Here is a 13,520-nt window from a genome sequence, read left to right on the forward strand (position 1 = left end):
CCATATTACTCGCTGGTAAAGGCAGGGTGCGGCGGAGTACGGACTTACCTCGGCGTAGGTCCTGCTGGTCAGGGGAGGGCCGCCCCTCCTCAGCGGGAGGTCAGCAGGCGGAACTCGTTGCCGCAGGTCACCAGCGCCCAGTCCGCGCCCAGCGCCTCCACGTCGCCCAGGCCGGCGCAGGACATCGACGCGAGCTGCTGCCCGGTGCGTGGTGCCAGCAGCTCGACGGTGCGCCCGGGGTTGTCATCCGTGTGCGGCGAGAACGGGTTGTTGCTCGACGGGAGGTCTTGACCGACGCGTACGACGGACTCGCCCACCGTCACGTCGTTGCCGACGTCGGGCGAGGGGGTGAGCGACCAGAGCCGTCGCCCGGTCACGGGGTCGACGGCGACCGGGTCGGAGTCGTCGAGGCTGAGCGCGGCCTGGGGCGTGGTGAGGTCGCCGGTCGCGTAGGGCATCGGTCGCGCGGTGGCGCTCGCGAGGTCGAGCGTCCAGCCGAACCCGGCCTCGCTCCCGTGCTCCCGTGAGAGGAACACCTGGTCGCCGACCAGCGTCCTCGCCGACGAGACCCGGTCGCACGGTCCGGTGGGCACGGTGGAGCGCACTCGGGTGGCGTCGAGGACGAACCACCGGCAGCGGTTGCCGCCGGTGTCGAGCGCCCAGACGTAGCGCCCCTGCGCCACGACCCGCGACATGCGGTCGCCGCTCGGGTCGTCCACGCGCTGGCGGCGCTGGCCGGTGTCGGCGTCCACCAGGGTCACCCGCTGCCGCCCGACCGGGCGCTCGACGACGGGCACCACCGTCGGGAGGGTCAGGTCGGGGCCGCTGGGGGCCTCGGGGTCCCAGATCTCGGCCGGGCTGTCGCGTTCGTACGTCATCGTCCAGCGACGCTCGCCGCGCTGCCCGACGCCTTCGAGGCGACAGCGGTTCGAGGGGTCGAGGGAGCAGGTCTCCAGGACCGTGGTCAGGGCCGTCGCGGCGACCACGTAGCTCGTGGGGCGCTCCCAGCGCAGCGCGCCGTCGGCCGACAGTCGCAGGACCCGTTCTGGTCCGTTGTCCGAGTCGACCTTGAGGATCACCGAGCCGTCCTCGGCGACCTGCAAGCGACCGAGCATCAGATTGCGCGACCAGGGGGCGCGCGCGGGGAACCGGCGTGACCACAGGTGCTTGCCGGAGCGGATGTCGCGCACCTCGAGCCACGAGGGCTCCCCGGCTGTGGCGCTGTCGGTGCGCAGGTACACCCTGTCGCCGACCACGGTCGGCGTCTCGCTGCGGTAGGGCATCGTCCACGCGACGTCCCGGCGCTCGGACTGGTAGGCCAGCCACCACGGCACCCCGACGCCGACGGCGGCCACGAGCACGCTCGCGACGACCGGCAGCACGAGCCGACCGGGGCCCTCGCTGGGCCGCTCCGGCGCGGCCGGGCGCAGCCGGCGGACGAACCAGCCCGCGGCGAACCCGCCGACCGCGCACGCCGCCACGTGGGCCGCCACGCCCTGACTGGTCATCCAGGCCAGCGTGCCCACCACCAGGGCCACGATCAGCCACAGCGTCGGAGCGACGAGTCGGCGGACCACCGTCAACCCTTACCAGGTCCGGCGGTCGCGCTCACGCTCGTCGGCCCGGCGTGACGGCATCCGCCCGCGGGGCGTTCAGGCGGCGGGGCATCGTCAGCGCCCCCGCAGGGCGGACTCGAGCCACCGGGCCGCGCGCAGCACCCCGAGGTCGTCGAAGCGGCGGCCGGCGACCTGCACCCCGACCGTGCGCCCGTCGGCGGTGCGCCCGGCGTCAGCCGTCGCCGCGGGCTGGCCGGACATGTTGAGCGGCACGGTGAACCCGATGTGCGCCATCGCGGTGTCGCCCTCGCCCCACGGCATCGGCCACTCGGCGGGGAAGGCCGCCATGGGCGCGACGGGAGACAGGACGATGTCGTACGCCTGGGTCGCCGCCACCGTGCGCGCCCGGATGGTGTTGGTCGCGGTGTAGCACTGCATCAGCCGGGTGCCCGGGGTGTCGGCGGCCGCCGTGGCCCAGCGCGCGATGAACGGCAGCACCCGCTCGCGCTGCTCCGGCGGCAGGGCGACGAGGTCGACGTAGGACCGCACGCGCCAGAACGTGTCGAGGTCGGCCAGCAGGTCGTCGGTCATCCACGGTTCGAGGGGTACGACCTCCGCGCCGGCGTCGCCGAGCGCACCGGCGGCGCGCTCGACCACCGCCCGCACCTCGGGGTCGACCGGCATGCCGCAGCCGGCGTCGAGCAGCAGCCCCACCCGCACTGATCGAGGCTCGAATCCCGAAGTGTCCCAGTCGATCTCGGCCGGCGGCAGGCTCGCCCAGTCGCGCGGGTCGGGCTGCGCGATGACCGACATGAGCAGCGCGAGGTCGTCCACCGTGCGGGCCATCGGCCCGGCGACGCGGCCGAGGTAGGGCACGTCGATCGGCACCCGCCCGTCCGACGGCTTGAGCGTCGCAAGCCCCAGCCAGGTGCCGGGCAGCCGGATCGAGCCGCCGATGTCGGTGCCGACGTGCAGCGGGCCGAACCCGCCGGCCGCGGCCGCGCCGGCGCCCGAGCTCGACCCGCCCGTCGTGAGCCTCGGGTCGAGCGGGCTGCGGGTGATCCCGTGCAGCGACGAGACGCCGGAGGAGAGCATCCCCCAGTCGGGCATCACCGTCGACCCGAGCACGACCGCGCCCGACTCCAGCACGCGGTCGGTGATCGGGGCGTTGCGGTCGGGCACCACCGGCGTGACCCCGGCGTTGCCCGCCGGCATGGGCACGCCGGCGCGGGCGACGTTCTCCTTCAGCGTGATCGGGACACCGTCGATGGGGCCGAGCGGTTCGCCCACCCGCCAGCGGGCCTCGCTCTGCTGCGCCGCGCGCTCGGACTCCAGCGCGTCGCGCTGCCAGAACGCGTTGACCGTCGGCTCCAGCTCGGCGATGCGGCGCTGCACCGCGCGGTGGACCTCGACCGGGGAGAGGTCACCACCGGCGTACGCCCGCACCAGCTCGGTCGCGCTCAGCCACACCAATCCGTCATCGACCACCGCACCATCTTGGCGGCGCGGCCTGGTGATTTGGGCCAGGATGGGACGCACCGCGGCGCGCAGGTGGCGCCGCCTCGCCCTGGGAGTGCCCGTGACCCGCAAGATCGCCCTCGTCAGCTCGGTCGTCGGGCTGTCGCTGCTCACCGCCGCGTGCAACGCCGGCTCGGGCGGCGGCGCCGGCTCCTCCTCCGCCAGCGGCTCCGGCTCGGGTGCGTCCGGCCCGTCCGGCGAGTCGGTCACGATCGGCCTGGTGGCCGAGCCGGCGAGCCTCGACTTCACCAAGAACGACGGCGCGGCCATCCCGCAGGTCGAGCTCGGCAACATCTACGAGACGCTCGTCAAGCAGGACCAGAGCGGCAAGATCGTGCCCGGCCTCGCCGAGAAGTGGACCGTCTCGCCCGACCGGGAGACCTACACCTTCGACCTGCGGCCGGACGTCACCTTCACCGGCGGCCAGAAGCTCACCGCCGACGACGTCGTGTGGTCGATCAACCAGGTGAAGTCGGCCTGGACCATCGCCATCAAGGCCAAGATGGACCCGGTCTCCAAGGCCGAGAAGGTCGGCGACAACCAGGTGCGCGTGACGCTCAGCCAGCCCAGCAACAGCTGGCTGTTCAACATGACCACCCGGGTGGGTGCGATCTTCAGCCGCACCGCGGCCGACCAGCTCGCCACCAAGCCGGTCGGCACCGGCCCGTACGCCTTCAGCACCTGGCGCCGCGGCGACTCGATCGTGCTGACCCGCAACGAGGACTACTGGGGCAAGAAGCCCTACTTCAAGACCGTCACGCTGAAGTACTTCAAGGACCCGACCGCGCTCAACAACGCGCTGCGCTCCAAGACCATCAACGTCATCGGCACCGTGCAGGCGCCGGAGTCGCTCGGCCAGTTCCCGACGAGCCAGTACCAAGTCATCGAGGGGACGACCAACGGCGAGGTCGTGCTGTCGATGAACTCCTCGCGAGCTCCCTTCAACGACAAGCGAGTTCGCCAGGCCGTGCGATACGGCATCAACCACCGGGCGCTCCTCGACACCTGCTGGGCCGGGCGCGGTCAGCTCATCGGCTCGATGGTGCCGCCCACCGACCCCTGGTACGAAGACCTCACCAAGGTCACGCCGTACGACCAGGCCAAGGCCAAGCAGCTGCTGCAGCAGGCCGGCAAGACCGGCACCACCGTCCGGCTGCGGCTGCCGTCGCTGCCCTACGCGCAGTCGTGCGGGCCGGTCGTGAAGAGCATGCTCGAGCAGGTCGGGTTCAAGGTGCAGACCGACACCCTGGAGTTCCCCGCCGCGTGGCTGACGACCGTCTTCACCAACAGCGACTACGACCTGTCGATGGTGTCGCACGTCGAACCCCGTGACCTGCCAACGGTTTTCGGCGACCCTGACTACTACACCCACTTCAGCAACCCGCAGATGGCCGGGCTGCTCAAGGCCGCCGACACGGGCACCCCGCAGCAGGAGACCGCCAGCATGAAGAAGGCCGCGCGGCTCATCGCCGACGACGCCGGCGCCGACTTCCTGTTCCTGCTCCCGAACCTGATCGTCGCCGACAAGAACATCACCGGCCTCCCCAAGAACGCCATCACCGAGGGCTTCGACCTGTCGACGCTGGGCCGCTCCTGACGTGCTGCTGCGCGTCCTGACCCGCCTCGGGGTGCTGCTGGCGAGCCTGCTCGCCAGCAGCGTCGTCGTGTTCGGACTCATGGCCGTGCTGCCCGGCAGCCCGGCGCGAGTTGCCTTGGGGGTCAACGCAACCGACGAAGCAGTCGCCGATCTGGAGCGCGAGTTCGGGCTGGACGACCCGCTGCCCGTGCAGTACTGGCGCTGGATCACCGGGCTGCTGCGCATGGACCTGGGCGAGTCGTACATCTCCCGTGCGGCGATCGCCCCGCAGATCGCCGACCGCTTCCAGGTCACGCTCTGGCTGGTGGTGTGCGCGATGGTGCTCGCGATGCTCGTGGCCGTGCCGCTCGGCACCCTCATGGCCGTACGCCATCGGCAGCTCTCCGGGCTGGTCCTGTCGACCCTTTCGCAGGTCGGCGTCTCGATCCCCGCGTTCCTCGCCGGCATCCTGCTCGTCGCGGTGTTCGCGGTCGGCCTGGGCTGGCTGCCCTCCGGCGGCTGGACGCCACCGGCGCAGGACCCGGCGCTGTTCCTGCAGCAGCTGATCCTGCCGGTCACCTCGCTGGCGCTGGTGCAGGCGGCGGTGCTCGCGCGCTACGTGCGCAGCTCGGTGCTGGAGGTCATGCGCGAGGACTACATCCGCACGGCGCGGGCCAAGGGACTCAGCCCGATGCGCGCCCTGGTGCGCCACGGGCTGCGCAACGCGGCGATCCCGGTCGTCACCGTGCTCGGGCTGCAGCTGGCGACGCTGCTGGTCGGCGCGGTCGTCGTCGAGCGGGTCTTCGTGATCCCGGGGCTGGGGTCGGGGCTGCTCGATGCCGTCGCCAACCGCGACCTGCTGATGGTGCAGGACATCGTCATGCTGCTCGTCGCGGCGGTGCTCGTCGTGAGCTTCGTCGTCGACCTGCTGTATCTCGTCATCGACCCGCGGCTGCGAGGCGCGCGATGACCGCGGCGATCACCCGGCTGCGCCGGCGAGCCAACCCCAGCGTCGTGGTGGGCGGCCTGCTCGTGCTCGCCGTCGTCCTGGCCGCGCTCGTGTCGTTCGTCTGGACGCCCTACCCGCCGACGCTCGTCACCCCCGAGGACCGGCTCGCCGGGTTCTCCGCAGACCACCTGCTGGGCGGCGACCGGCTCGGCCGTGACGTGTTATCCCAGCTGCTGGTCGGTGCGCGCACGACCCTGCTCGTCGGCATCCTGTCGGTCGGTCTGGCCGCGCTCGTCGGGGTCCCGCTGGGGCTGCTCGCCGCGATGTCGCGCCGGCAGCCCTGGCTCGACGGGCTGGTCATGCGCGCGAGCGACCTGCTGCTGGCCTTCCCGGCCCTGCTGCTGGCGATCATGCTGGCCGCGGTGTACGGCGGCAGCGTCGTCACCGCGATGGTCGCCATCGGCATCGCGACCGTCCCCGCGTTCGCCCGCGTGGTGCGCAGCGGTGCGCTCGTGGTGCTGGAGAGCGACTACGTCCTGGCCGCCCGCGCGGCGGGCCGGCGGCCGTTCGCGATCGCGCTGCGGCACGTGCTGCCCAACGTCATGAACCTGGTCATCGTCCAGGCGTCCGTGTCGTTCGCCATCGCGATCCTCGCGGAGGCGGCGCTGTCCTACCTCGGCCTCGGCGCGCCCCCGGACACGCCCTCGTGGGGGCGGATGCTGCAGGAGCACCAGTCCTACCTCGACCAGGCGCCGCGGCTGGTGGTGATCCCCGGGCTCGCGATCGCGCTGGCCGTGCTGGGGTTCAACCTGCTCGGCGACGGCCTGCGCGACCTGCTCGACCCGCGCCTGGCGAAGCACGTGGCGGGGAGCGACTCGGGGGGCCAACGATGAGCGAGATGCCGAGCGGAATCCCAGACCGGTCGAGCCGGGCGGACACAAGCCGGTCGAGCAGGGCGGGCACAAGCCGGTCGAGCAGGGTGGGCACAAGCCGGTCGAGCAGAGCGGACCCAAGCCGGTCGAGTAGGGGCGAGGCGCTAGCCGAGGCCCGTATCGAGACCAGGCCCGCCGTGCTGGACGTGCGCGACCTGTCGGTGACGGTGGGGCCGGTCGGTCTGGTGCACGACCTGACGTTCGCGATCGGGCAGGGGGAGCGGGTCGGCCTGATCGGGGAGTCGGGGTCGGGCAAGTCGATCACCGCCCTGGCGCTCATGGGTCTGCTGCCGGAAGGGCTGTCGGCGACCGGGGACGTACGTCTGGCCGGGGTCGAGCCGAACCTGCTCACCGCTCCCGAGCGCACCCTCGCGGGGCTGCGCGGACGCACGATGTCGATGATCTTCCAGGAGCCGATGACGGCGCTCAACCCGACGATGCGGGTCGGCGACCAGGTGGCCGAGGCCATGCGGATCCACCGAACTCGCAGCAACCGCAAGGCTGCTCGCGCGGCGGCGGTCGAGCTGCTCGACGACGTGGGGCTGCCCTCTCCGGGAGAGGTGGCGCGGGCGTACCCCCATCAGCTGTCGGGCGGGCAGCGGCAACGGGTCGTCACGGCGATCGCGCTCGCCAACGACCCGGCGCTGCTGATCTGCGACGAGCCGACCACCGCGCTCGACGTGACCGTGCAGGCGCTCGTGCTCGACCTGATCGTGCGCGGGGTCGCGGCGCGCGAGGCGGCGATGCTGTTCATCACCCACGACCTCGGGGTGGTCGCGACGGTGTGCGACCGCGTGCTGGTGATGTACGGCGGGCGCATCGTCGAGGCGGGCCCGGTCGCCGAGGTCTTCGCCCGGCCGCGGCACCGCTACACGCAGGGGCTGCTCGCCGCCTCCGACCTCGCGGTGGGAGGCGACGGGCGGCTGGCCACGATCCCCGGGGCGGTGCCGCAGGCGGGGCAGTTCCCGGCGGGCTGCGTCTTCCGCACCCGGTGCGCCCACGCCGACGCCCGCTGCGAGCAGCAGCCGCCGTGGGTCGGCGACGAGGACGACGGACACGCCTGCGTGCACCCGGCGACCGGTGAGGAGGGGGCGGCATGAGCGAGGCGCCCGCGGTGCGGCTCACCGACGTGACCCGCGACTTCCGGCGGCCACGGCGGTCGTTGCTGCGGCCGGCCCCGGTCGTGCACGCCCTGCGCGGCGTCACCCTCGAGGTGCCGGCGGGGGAGCGGTTCGGGATCGTCGGCGAGTCGGGGTCGGGCAAGTCCACGCTGCTGCGCATCGTCGCCGGGCTCGACCGCCCGACCAGCGGCCGCGTCGAGATCGAGGGGCGCGACATCACCGGTCTGCCCGAACGCCGGCTGGGGTTCGTGCGCGACCGGATGCAGCTGGTGCTGCAAGACCCGATCGGCTCCCTCGACCCGCGCATGAAGGTGGGCGACATCATCGCCGAACCTCTTGTGGCACAAGGGAAACCGCGCCCCCGAGAGCGCATCGCCGAGCTGCTGGAGTCGGTCGGGCTCCCGGCCGACGCGGCGGACCGATTTCCCCACCAGTTCTCCGGCGGGCAGCGGCAGCGCATCTCCATCGCGCGGGCGCTCGCCCCCGAGCCGCGGATCATCGTGGCGGACGAGCCGGTGAGCGCGCTCGACGTGTCGGTGCGGGCGCAGGTGCTCAACCTGCTGCTCGAGCTGGTCGAGCGGCTCGACCTGACGCTGCTGTTCGTCTCGCACGACCTGTCGGTGGTGCGGTACGTCTGCGAGCGGGTCGGCGTGATGAAGGACGGCGAGTTCGTCGAGGTCGGACCGACCGAGCAGGTCTACGAGCGCCCCGAGCACGCGTACACCCGGTCGCTGGTGGCGGCCATCCCGCACCTGTCCGACGCCCTCGCCGGGCGGTCGGCTGCGGACCTGGCCGCGGACGTACGGAAGGAGGGGTGATGGACGGAAGGGTGATGACGGAAACCGTTGCAGGACCGACGAACTCGCTGCACGACGTGACCGGGCTGCGGGTCGGGCACGCGCAACGCATCGGCGACGGCTGGCTGACCGGCACGACCTGCGTGCTCACCGGGCCGGACGGCGCTGTCGGCGGGGTCGACGTGCGCGGCGGCGGCCCGGGCACCCGCGAGACCGACCTGCTCGACCCGCGCAACGCCGTCGAACGGGTGCACGCGGTCGTGCTGAGCGGGGGGAGCGCCTTCGGGCTCGCGGCCGCGACGGGGGTCATGGAGCGGCTCGACGATGCCGGCATCGGCTTCCCGCTCGGAGACATCGTGGTGCCCATCGTCCCGGCCGCGGTGGTCTTCGACCTGGGGCGGGGCGGCGACTTCCGGGCGCGCCCCGACGCGGACATGGGGGCAGCGGCCTACGACGACGCGGTGTCGGTCGACGCGACCGCCGGCGTGGTCGAGGGGAACGTCGGCGGGGGCACCGGCTCGAAGGTCGGTGGGCTCAAGGGCGCGGTCGGGTCAGCGAGCGCGGTGCTGCCCGACGGCACGACCGTGGCAGCCGTCGTGGTCGCGAATGCCATTGGCTCCAGCGCGGATCCGGTCACGGGCGAGCTGTACGCGGCTCGGTTCGGGCTGCCCGGTGACTTCCCGCCGATGAACCCGGCCGACCCGGCCGAGGTTGCCGCAGCTCGCCGGCTGGCCGAGGAGCGCGCGAAGGCGAGCGGTATGCCGCCGTACGCCATGGCCACCACCATCGGCGTCGTCGCGACCGACGCGACGCTCGGCAAGGCGCAGTGCCAGAAGCTGGCGGGCATCGGGCACGACGGGCTGGCCCGGGCGGTGCGTCCGGTGCACACGATGTTCGACGGCGACACGATCTTCGCGCTGGCGACCTGCGCCCGGGACGTGCCGGACGCGTGGAGGTTCCACGCGATCCTCGAGGCCGGCGCCGACTGCGTCACGCGGGCGGTCGGGCGGGCGGTGCTCGCAGCGGAGTCGGTGACCGCGGCGGGCATCACGTGGCGCTCCTACCGCGACGCCCTGCCCTCGGTCTTCCGGGGTCAACCGCGCTTCCAGGACCGCTCGTGAGCGACGACGGCTGGCGTGGCCGGTGGCCCGAGGGCCTGCCGGTAGGCGACGCCTGGGTGGCAGCGGGTGCCTCGCGCGAGGTCGTCTTCCCGTACGACGGCAGCGTCGTCGCGCAGGCGCCCGAGGGTGATCCGGTGCTGGCCGGGCAGACGCTGGACGCCGCGGCCAAGGTGCGGCGCGAGGTCGGCCGGCTCCCGTCGTACGTCCGGCGCGCCGTGCTGCAGGACGTGCACCGCGACGTGGCGGCGAACCGGGAGGACTTCGAGCGGCTGCTGGTGCTCGAGACGGGCAAGCCGCTGGTCGACTGCCGGGTCGAGGTGGAGCGCACGCTGCTGACGCTCGAGACGTCGGCGGAGGAGGTGGCGCGGCTGCACGGCGAGACGGTGCCGCTCGACCTGCTGGCGAGCGGGCGGGGCCTGTTGGGCTTCTGGCAGCGACGGCCGATCGGCGTCGTCGTGGGCATCGCGGGCTACAACTACCCGCTGCTGCTCGCCGCGCACAAGATCGCGCCGGCCCTCGCGGCGGGATGCCCGGTGATCGCGAAACCCGCTGAGCCCACACCGCTTTCGACCCTCTGGCTGGTGCACCTGTTCCGCGAGGCGTTGGCGCGGGCCGGTGCACCGATGGCCGCCGTGCAGCTCGTGACGGGTGACGCCGAGGTGGGGCGCGCCCTGACGACCGACCCGCGGGTGGGGGCGGTGTCGTTCACCGGATCGGCCGCCGTCGGGCACGCGATCGCGCGGGCCGCGGCACCCACGAAGGTGCTGCTCGAGCTCGGGTCCAACGCCGCGCTGGTGGTGAGCGACGACGCCGACCTCGACGCGGCGGCCGCAGCCGTGGTGCGGGGCGGCTACTACGCCTCCGGCCAGGCGTGCATCTCCGTGCAGCGGGTGATCGTGGTGGAGTCGGTGCGCGACGACTTCGTCCGGCTGCTGCGTGCGGCGATGGCGCAGGTCGTGGTCGGGGACCCGCGCGACGAGGCGACCCGCGTCGCGCCGTTGATCGACGCGCGGTCGACCGACCGGGTGCTGGGCTGGGTCCAGGACGCGGCTGCTGCTGGCGCCGAGATCGCCGCGGGCGGGGCGGCGCGCGGCAGGGCGATCGAGCCCACCGTGCTCGTGGACGTGCCTGCGGGACAACGGGTCTGGGACGAGGAGGTGTTCGGCCCGGTGGTCGCGGTGCGGGCCGTGCCCGATCTGGACGCCGCGCTCGAGGCCGTCAACGAGTCTCGCTACGGGCTGCACGCCAGCGTCTTCACCCGCTCGCTCGCCACCGCGTTCCGGGCGATCGAGGAGATCGAGGCGGGAGGGGTCGTGATCAACGAGGTGCCCGGATTCCGGTCCGACGTCATGCCGTACGGCGGGGTCAAGGACTCCGGCATCGGGCGCGAGGGCCCACGGTTCGCGATCGAGGAGCTCACGGTGACTCGGATGGCCGTGATCCGGCCGGGCGAGCCGGAGTGAAGAGCCTGAGTGAAGAACCGGAGTGAAGGAGCAGGGATGGACGACTCGGGCCACAGCAATCTGGACTACCGCAACCTGTTCGACCTCACCGGCAAGCGGGCGGTGGTCGTCGGCGGAGCCGGCGGCATCGGCCGCGAGCTGGTCGCGGGACTCGTCGCGTTCGGCGCCGAGGTGGTCGTGGCCGACCGCGACCTGGCCGCCGCGCAGGACGTGACGTCGACGCTCGAGGGGGCGAGGGCGTACGAGCTGGATGTGCTTGCCCCGCAAGCGATCCCGCGAGCGGCGGAGGCGCTCGACCCGGTCGACGTGCTGGTGCTCACCGCGGCCACCAACATCCGCAAGCGGATGGTCGACTACGCACCCGAGGAGTTCGAGCGGGTCGTGGCGCTCAACCTCCGGAGCAGCTTCGAGCTGATCAGCGCGTTCGGCGCGCGCATGGCGCAGCGCGGCAGCGGCAGCATCGTCGCGTTCACCTCGATCCGTGCGGTGACCGTGGAGCCGGGGCAGGGGGCGTACGCCGCGACGAAGGCGGGCCTGATGCAGCTGGTGCGCACCGCCGCCGCGGAGCTCGGGCCGGACGGGGTGCGCGTCAACGCCGTCGCGCCGGGCGTGGTCGAGACCCCACTGACCGAACAGATCCGCGCGAATCCCGAATGGGGCCAGGCGTATTCGGACAAGAGCGCTCTCGGCCGCTGGTCCCGCCCTGACGAGCTGGTCGGTGCGGTCGTCTATCTCGCCAGCGAGGCGTCGTCCTTCGTCACCGGCTCGCAGCTGTTCGTCGACGGCGGCTGGACCGCCATCGACGGCCGCTACACCCCACCGACCTGACGGCGAAGCCCTACTCCTCCAGGGTGCGTGGCGCGGCGAGGTCGAGGCTGAGCGTCGTGAGCCCCTCTACGGTCACGAATCCCAGGCGGCGGTAGAGATCGAGGGCAGCGTGATTGTCGTGCTCTGTCACCAAGGACAGGCGACTCGCTCCAGCGGCCGACGCCGCGTCCCGAACCGTGGCGACCAGGGCAGCCGCGACTCCCCGGCGGCGAGCATCGGGGCGCACGTACAGGTCGCGCACCTGCCAGAACCGACCGCGCCCGAGGGAAGCGGGGACGGCGTGGGCGGTGGCCAGGCCGACCGGCACAGGCGCCGACGGGTTCACGGACGCGGTCAGCACTGTGAGCATCCGTGACTCGACCATCTCGGTGAGCCAGACGAGCGTTCGCTCGGCGTTGTCCCGGGGCATGCCGTAGTGCTGCCGGTACTGGTCGAACAGGCGACCGGCGGCCGCGAGCGAGTCTCGGGTCTCGCACGTGATGACCCGCACGACCGGCTCGGTGCCCGCGTCCCCGCTCACTGACGCTCCCACGCGGAGCGGCTGATGGCGTACAGCACCTCGCCCTCGTCGGCGCCGGGCACCGGCTCGTCGAAGTCGAGCAGGTAGGACCGCCAGTGCGTCATGCCGATCGAGCGCATCACGGCGCGGGAGCCGGCGTTGACGGCCATCGTCTCGGCGGTGATGCGGGGCAGCCCGAGGTCGGCGAAGCCGTAGCGCAGCACCTCGCGCGCGCCCTCGCTGGCGAAGCCGCGGCGCCACGCGCGGCGTATCAGTCGATAGCCGAGCACGCCGTCACCTGGGTCGCCCTCCTGTGGCTTGCCCACCGGCAGCAGCGCCCACCACCCGATGAACTCCTCGCCCGCGAAACCGGCCCAGTAGCCCATGCCACGCTCCTGGTGCGCCGGGTTCGTGCGGCGCACCATCGACTCCTCGACCTCGGCGCGGGTGCGCGGCCGCGCGAACAGGTAGCGCAGCACCTCGGGGTCGCTGTCGAGCTCGACGAGCTGCTCCAGGTGCTCCGGTCCGAGCGGGTCGAGGCGCAGGCGGTCGGTGCGCAGCGGTGGCAGAGGCATGTCTCGGATGCTGCCACCCGGCGGCGGCTGGCGGTGAGTGGTCACGGGTCGCCCGGTGCGCGCGACCGTGCTCAGCCCGTCTGCGCAGCGGGTGGCCGGGCGCCCAGGTGCCACTCGGCGTACGTCATCGCGTACTCCACCGTGCACGGGTCGGCGTCGTCCTCGACGGGCCGGCACAGGTGGAACGCGCGCACGTAACGCATGCCCAGCCGCTCGGCGAGACCGCGGGCGGCGTCGTCGTCGGCGGGGGTCTCGGCGAAGACGCGGAGCAGGCGGCGGGTGGCGAAGGCGTACGCCAGCACGGCCTCGGCGCCCTCGCTCGCCAACCCCTCGAGCCGGCACCGGCCCTCGACCTCGCAGGTCAGCTGCGCCTCGACCCCGGCGCGGCCCTGGTCGATGCGGCTCGGCCAGGCGAGCGCCCAGGTCGCGACGGGGCCGCGGTCGTCGTGGGCGAGCCAGCGGCCGACGCCCGGTCGGCCGGTCATGGTCGGGAGCAGGCGCAGTCGGGGAGTCGTCAGCACGGGAAGGTCCACCTGCCGGACGCTGCCAGGCGCGCGGGAGCCCGCGGCCGGGCTTGACGCGGTC

At 73.0% G+C, this 13,520-nt stretch carries 13 protein-coding genes; 8 read left to right on the top strand and 5 right to left on the bottom strand.

The window, feature by feature from the left end; genetic code table 11:
* Nucleotides 1-89: 89 nt before the first annotated feature.
* Entirely contained in the window at nt 90-1,577 is a 1,488-nt protein-coding gene (locus FB554_RS16065; protein ID WP_142007692.1) for a hypothetical protein, read from the bottom strand.
* Nucleotides 1,578-1,670: 93 nt separating this feature from the next.
* Nucleotides 1,671-3,044, bottom strand: a complete 1,374-nt coding sequence (locus tag FB554_RS16070; protein WP_211344688.1) for an amidase — start codon at nt 3,042-3,044, stop codon at nt 1,671-1,673.
* 91 nt (nt 3,045-3,135) lie between these two features.
* On the opposite strand from FB554_RS16070, the gene FB554_RS16075 reads away from it, so the two are divergent.
* From FB554_RS16075 to FB554_RS16110, 8 genes are all read left to right on the top strand, one after another.
* Nucleotides 3,136-4,671 carry an ABC transporter substrate-binding protein gene (locus FB554_RS16075; protein WP_338070579.1) on the top strand — a complete coding sequence of 512 codons (1,536 nt, stop codon included), beginning with the start codon at nt 3,136-3,138 and terminating at the stop codon, nt 4,669-4,671.
* A gap of 1 nt (nt 4,672) precedes the next feature.
* Nucleotides 4,673-5,620: an ABC transporter permease gene (locus FB554_RS16080; protein ID WP_142007694.1), complete on the top strand. Its 948-nt coding sequence runs from the start codon at nt 4,673-4,675 to the stop codon at nt 5,618-5,620.
* Nucleotides 5,617-6,492, top strand: a complete 876-nt coding sequence (locus FB554_RS16085) for an ABC transporter permease (RefSeq protein ID WP_142007695.1) — start codon at nt 5,617-5,619, stop codon at nt 6,490-6,492. The genes FB554_RS16080 and FB554_RS16085 overlap by 4 nt, the downstream gene beginning before the upstream one ends.
* A gap of 176 nt (nt 6,493-6,668) precedes the next feature.
* Nucleotides 6,669-7,631 (top strand): ABC transporter ATP-binding protein, encoded by a 963-nt coding sequence (locus FB554_RS16090; RefSeq protein WP_142007696.1) that lies wholly within the window; start codon nt 6,669-6,671, stop codon nt 7,629-7,631.
* Complete coding sequence (locus tag FB554_RS16095) at nt 7,628-8,470, top strand: ATP-binding cassette domain-containing protein (RefSeq protein WP_142007697.1); 843 nt, start codon at nt 7,628-7,630, stop codon at nt 8,468-8,470. Before FB554_RS16090 ends, FB554_RS16095 begins: the two co-directional genes overlap by 4 nt.
* Nucleotides 8,470-9,570: a P1 family peptidase gene (locus FB554_RS16100; protein WP_236022179.1), complete on the top strand. Its 1,101-nt coding sequence runs from the start codon at nt 8,470-8,472 to the stop codon at nt 9,568-9,570. The genes FB554_RS16095 and FB554_RS16100 overlap by 1 nt, the downstream gene beginning before the upstream one ends.
* A complete protein-coding gene (locus FB554_RS16105) occupies nt 9,567-11,033 on the top strand; it encodes an aldehyde dehydrogenase family protein (RefSeq protein WP_142007698.1) in 1,467 nt (488 codons plus the stop codon). Before FB554_RS16100 ends, FB554_RS16105 begins: the two co-directional genes overlap by 4 nt.
* Nucleotides 11,034-11,069: 36 nt before the next feature.
* Nucleotides 11,070-11,861 (top strand): SDR family NAD(P)-dependent oxidoreductase, encoded by a 792-nt coding sequence (locus FB554_RS16110; RefSeq protein WP_211344690.1) that lies wholly within the window; start codon nt 11,070-11,072, stop codon nt 11,859-11,861.
* A gap of 10 nt (nt 11,862-11,871) precedes the next feature.
* Here the strand turns inward: FB554_RS16110 and FB554_RS16115 are convergent, their stop codons facing one another.
* The 3 genes from FB554_RS16115 to FB554_RS16125 all read right to left on the bottom strand — a co-directional run bounded on the left by FB554_RS16115 (nt 11,872) and on the right by FB554_RS16125 (nt 13,468).
* On the bottom strand, nt 11,872-12,381 hold the full coding sequence (locus FB554_RS16115; protein WP_142007699.1) for a GNAT family N-acetyltransferase: 510 nt from the start codon (nt 12,379-12,381) through the stop codon (nt 11,872-11,874).
* Nucleotides 12,378-12,935: a GNAT family N-acetyltransferase gene (locus FB554_RS16120; RefSeq protein ID WP_142007700.1), complete on the bottom strand. Its 558-nt coding sequence runs from the start codon at nt 12,933-12,935 to the stop codon at nt 12,378-12,380. Before FB554_RS16120 ends, FB554_RS16115 begins: the two co-directional genes overlap by 4 nt.
* A gap of 71 nt (nt 12,936-13,006) precedes the next feature.
* Complete coding sequence (locus FB554_RS16125; protein WP_142007701.1) at nt 13,007-13,468, bottom strand: GNAT family N-acetyltransferase; 462 nt, start codon at nt 13,466-13,468, stop codon at nt 13,007-13,009.
* Nucleotides 13,469-13,520 lie beyond the last annotated feature (52 nt).

The sequence above is a fragment of the Barrientosiimonas humi genome, from assembly GCF_006716095.1.
Taxonomy (GTDB): domain Bacteria; phylum Actinomycetota; class Actinomycetes; order Actinomycetales; family Dermatophilaceae; genus Barrientosiimonas; species Barrientosiimonas humi.

Excerpts from the sequence above, each read along its gene's own strand:
- FB554_RS16110 (WP_211344690.1), top strand. The coding sequence starts at position 11,070 with ATGGACGACTCGGGCCACAGCAATCTGGACTACCGCAACCTGTTCGAC.
- FB554_RS16100 (WP_236022179.1), top strand. The coding sequence starts at position 8,470 with ATGGACGGAAGGGTGATGACGGAAACCGTTGCAGGACCGACGAACTCG.
- FB554_RS16120 (WP_142007700.1), bottom strand. The coding sequence starts at position 12,935 with ATGCCTCTGCCACCGCTGCGCACCGACCGCCTGCGCCTCGACCCGCTC.
- FB554_RS16085 (WP_142007695.1), top strand. The coding sequence starts at position 5,617 with ATGACCGCGGCGATCACCCGGCTGCGCCGGCGAGCCAACCCCAGCGTC.
- FB554_RS16095 (WP_142007697.1), top strand. The coding sequence starts at position 7,628 with ATGAGCGAGGCGCCCGCGGTGCGGCTCACCGACGTGACCCGCGACTTC.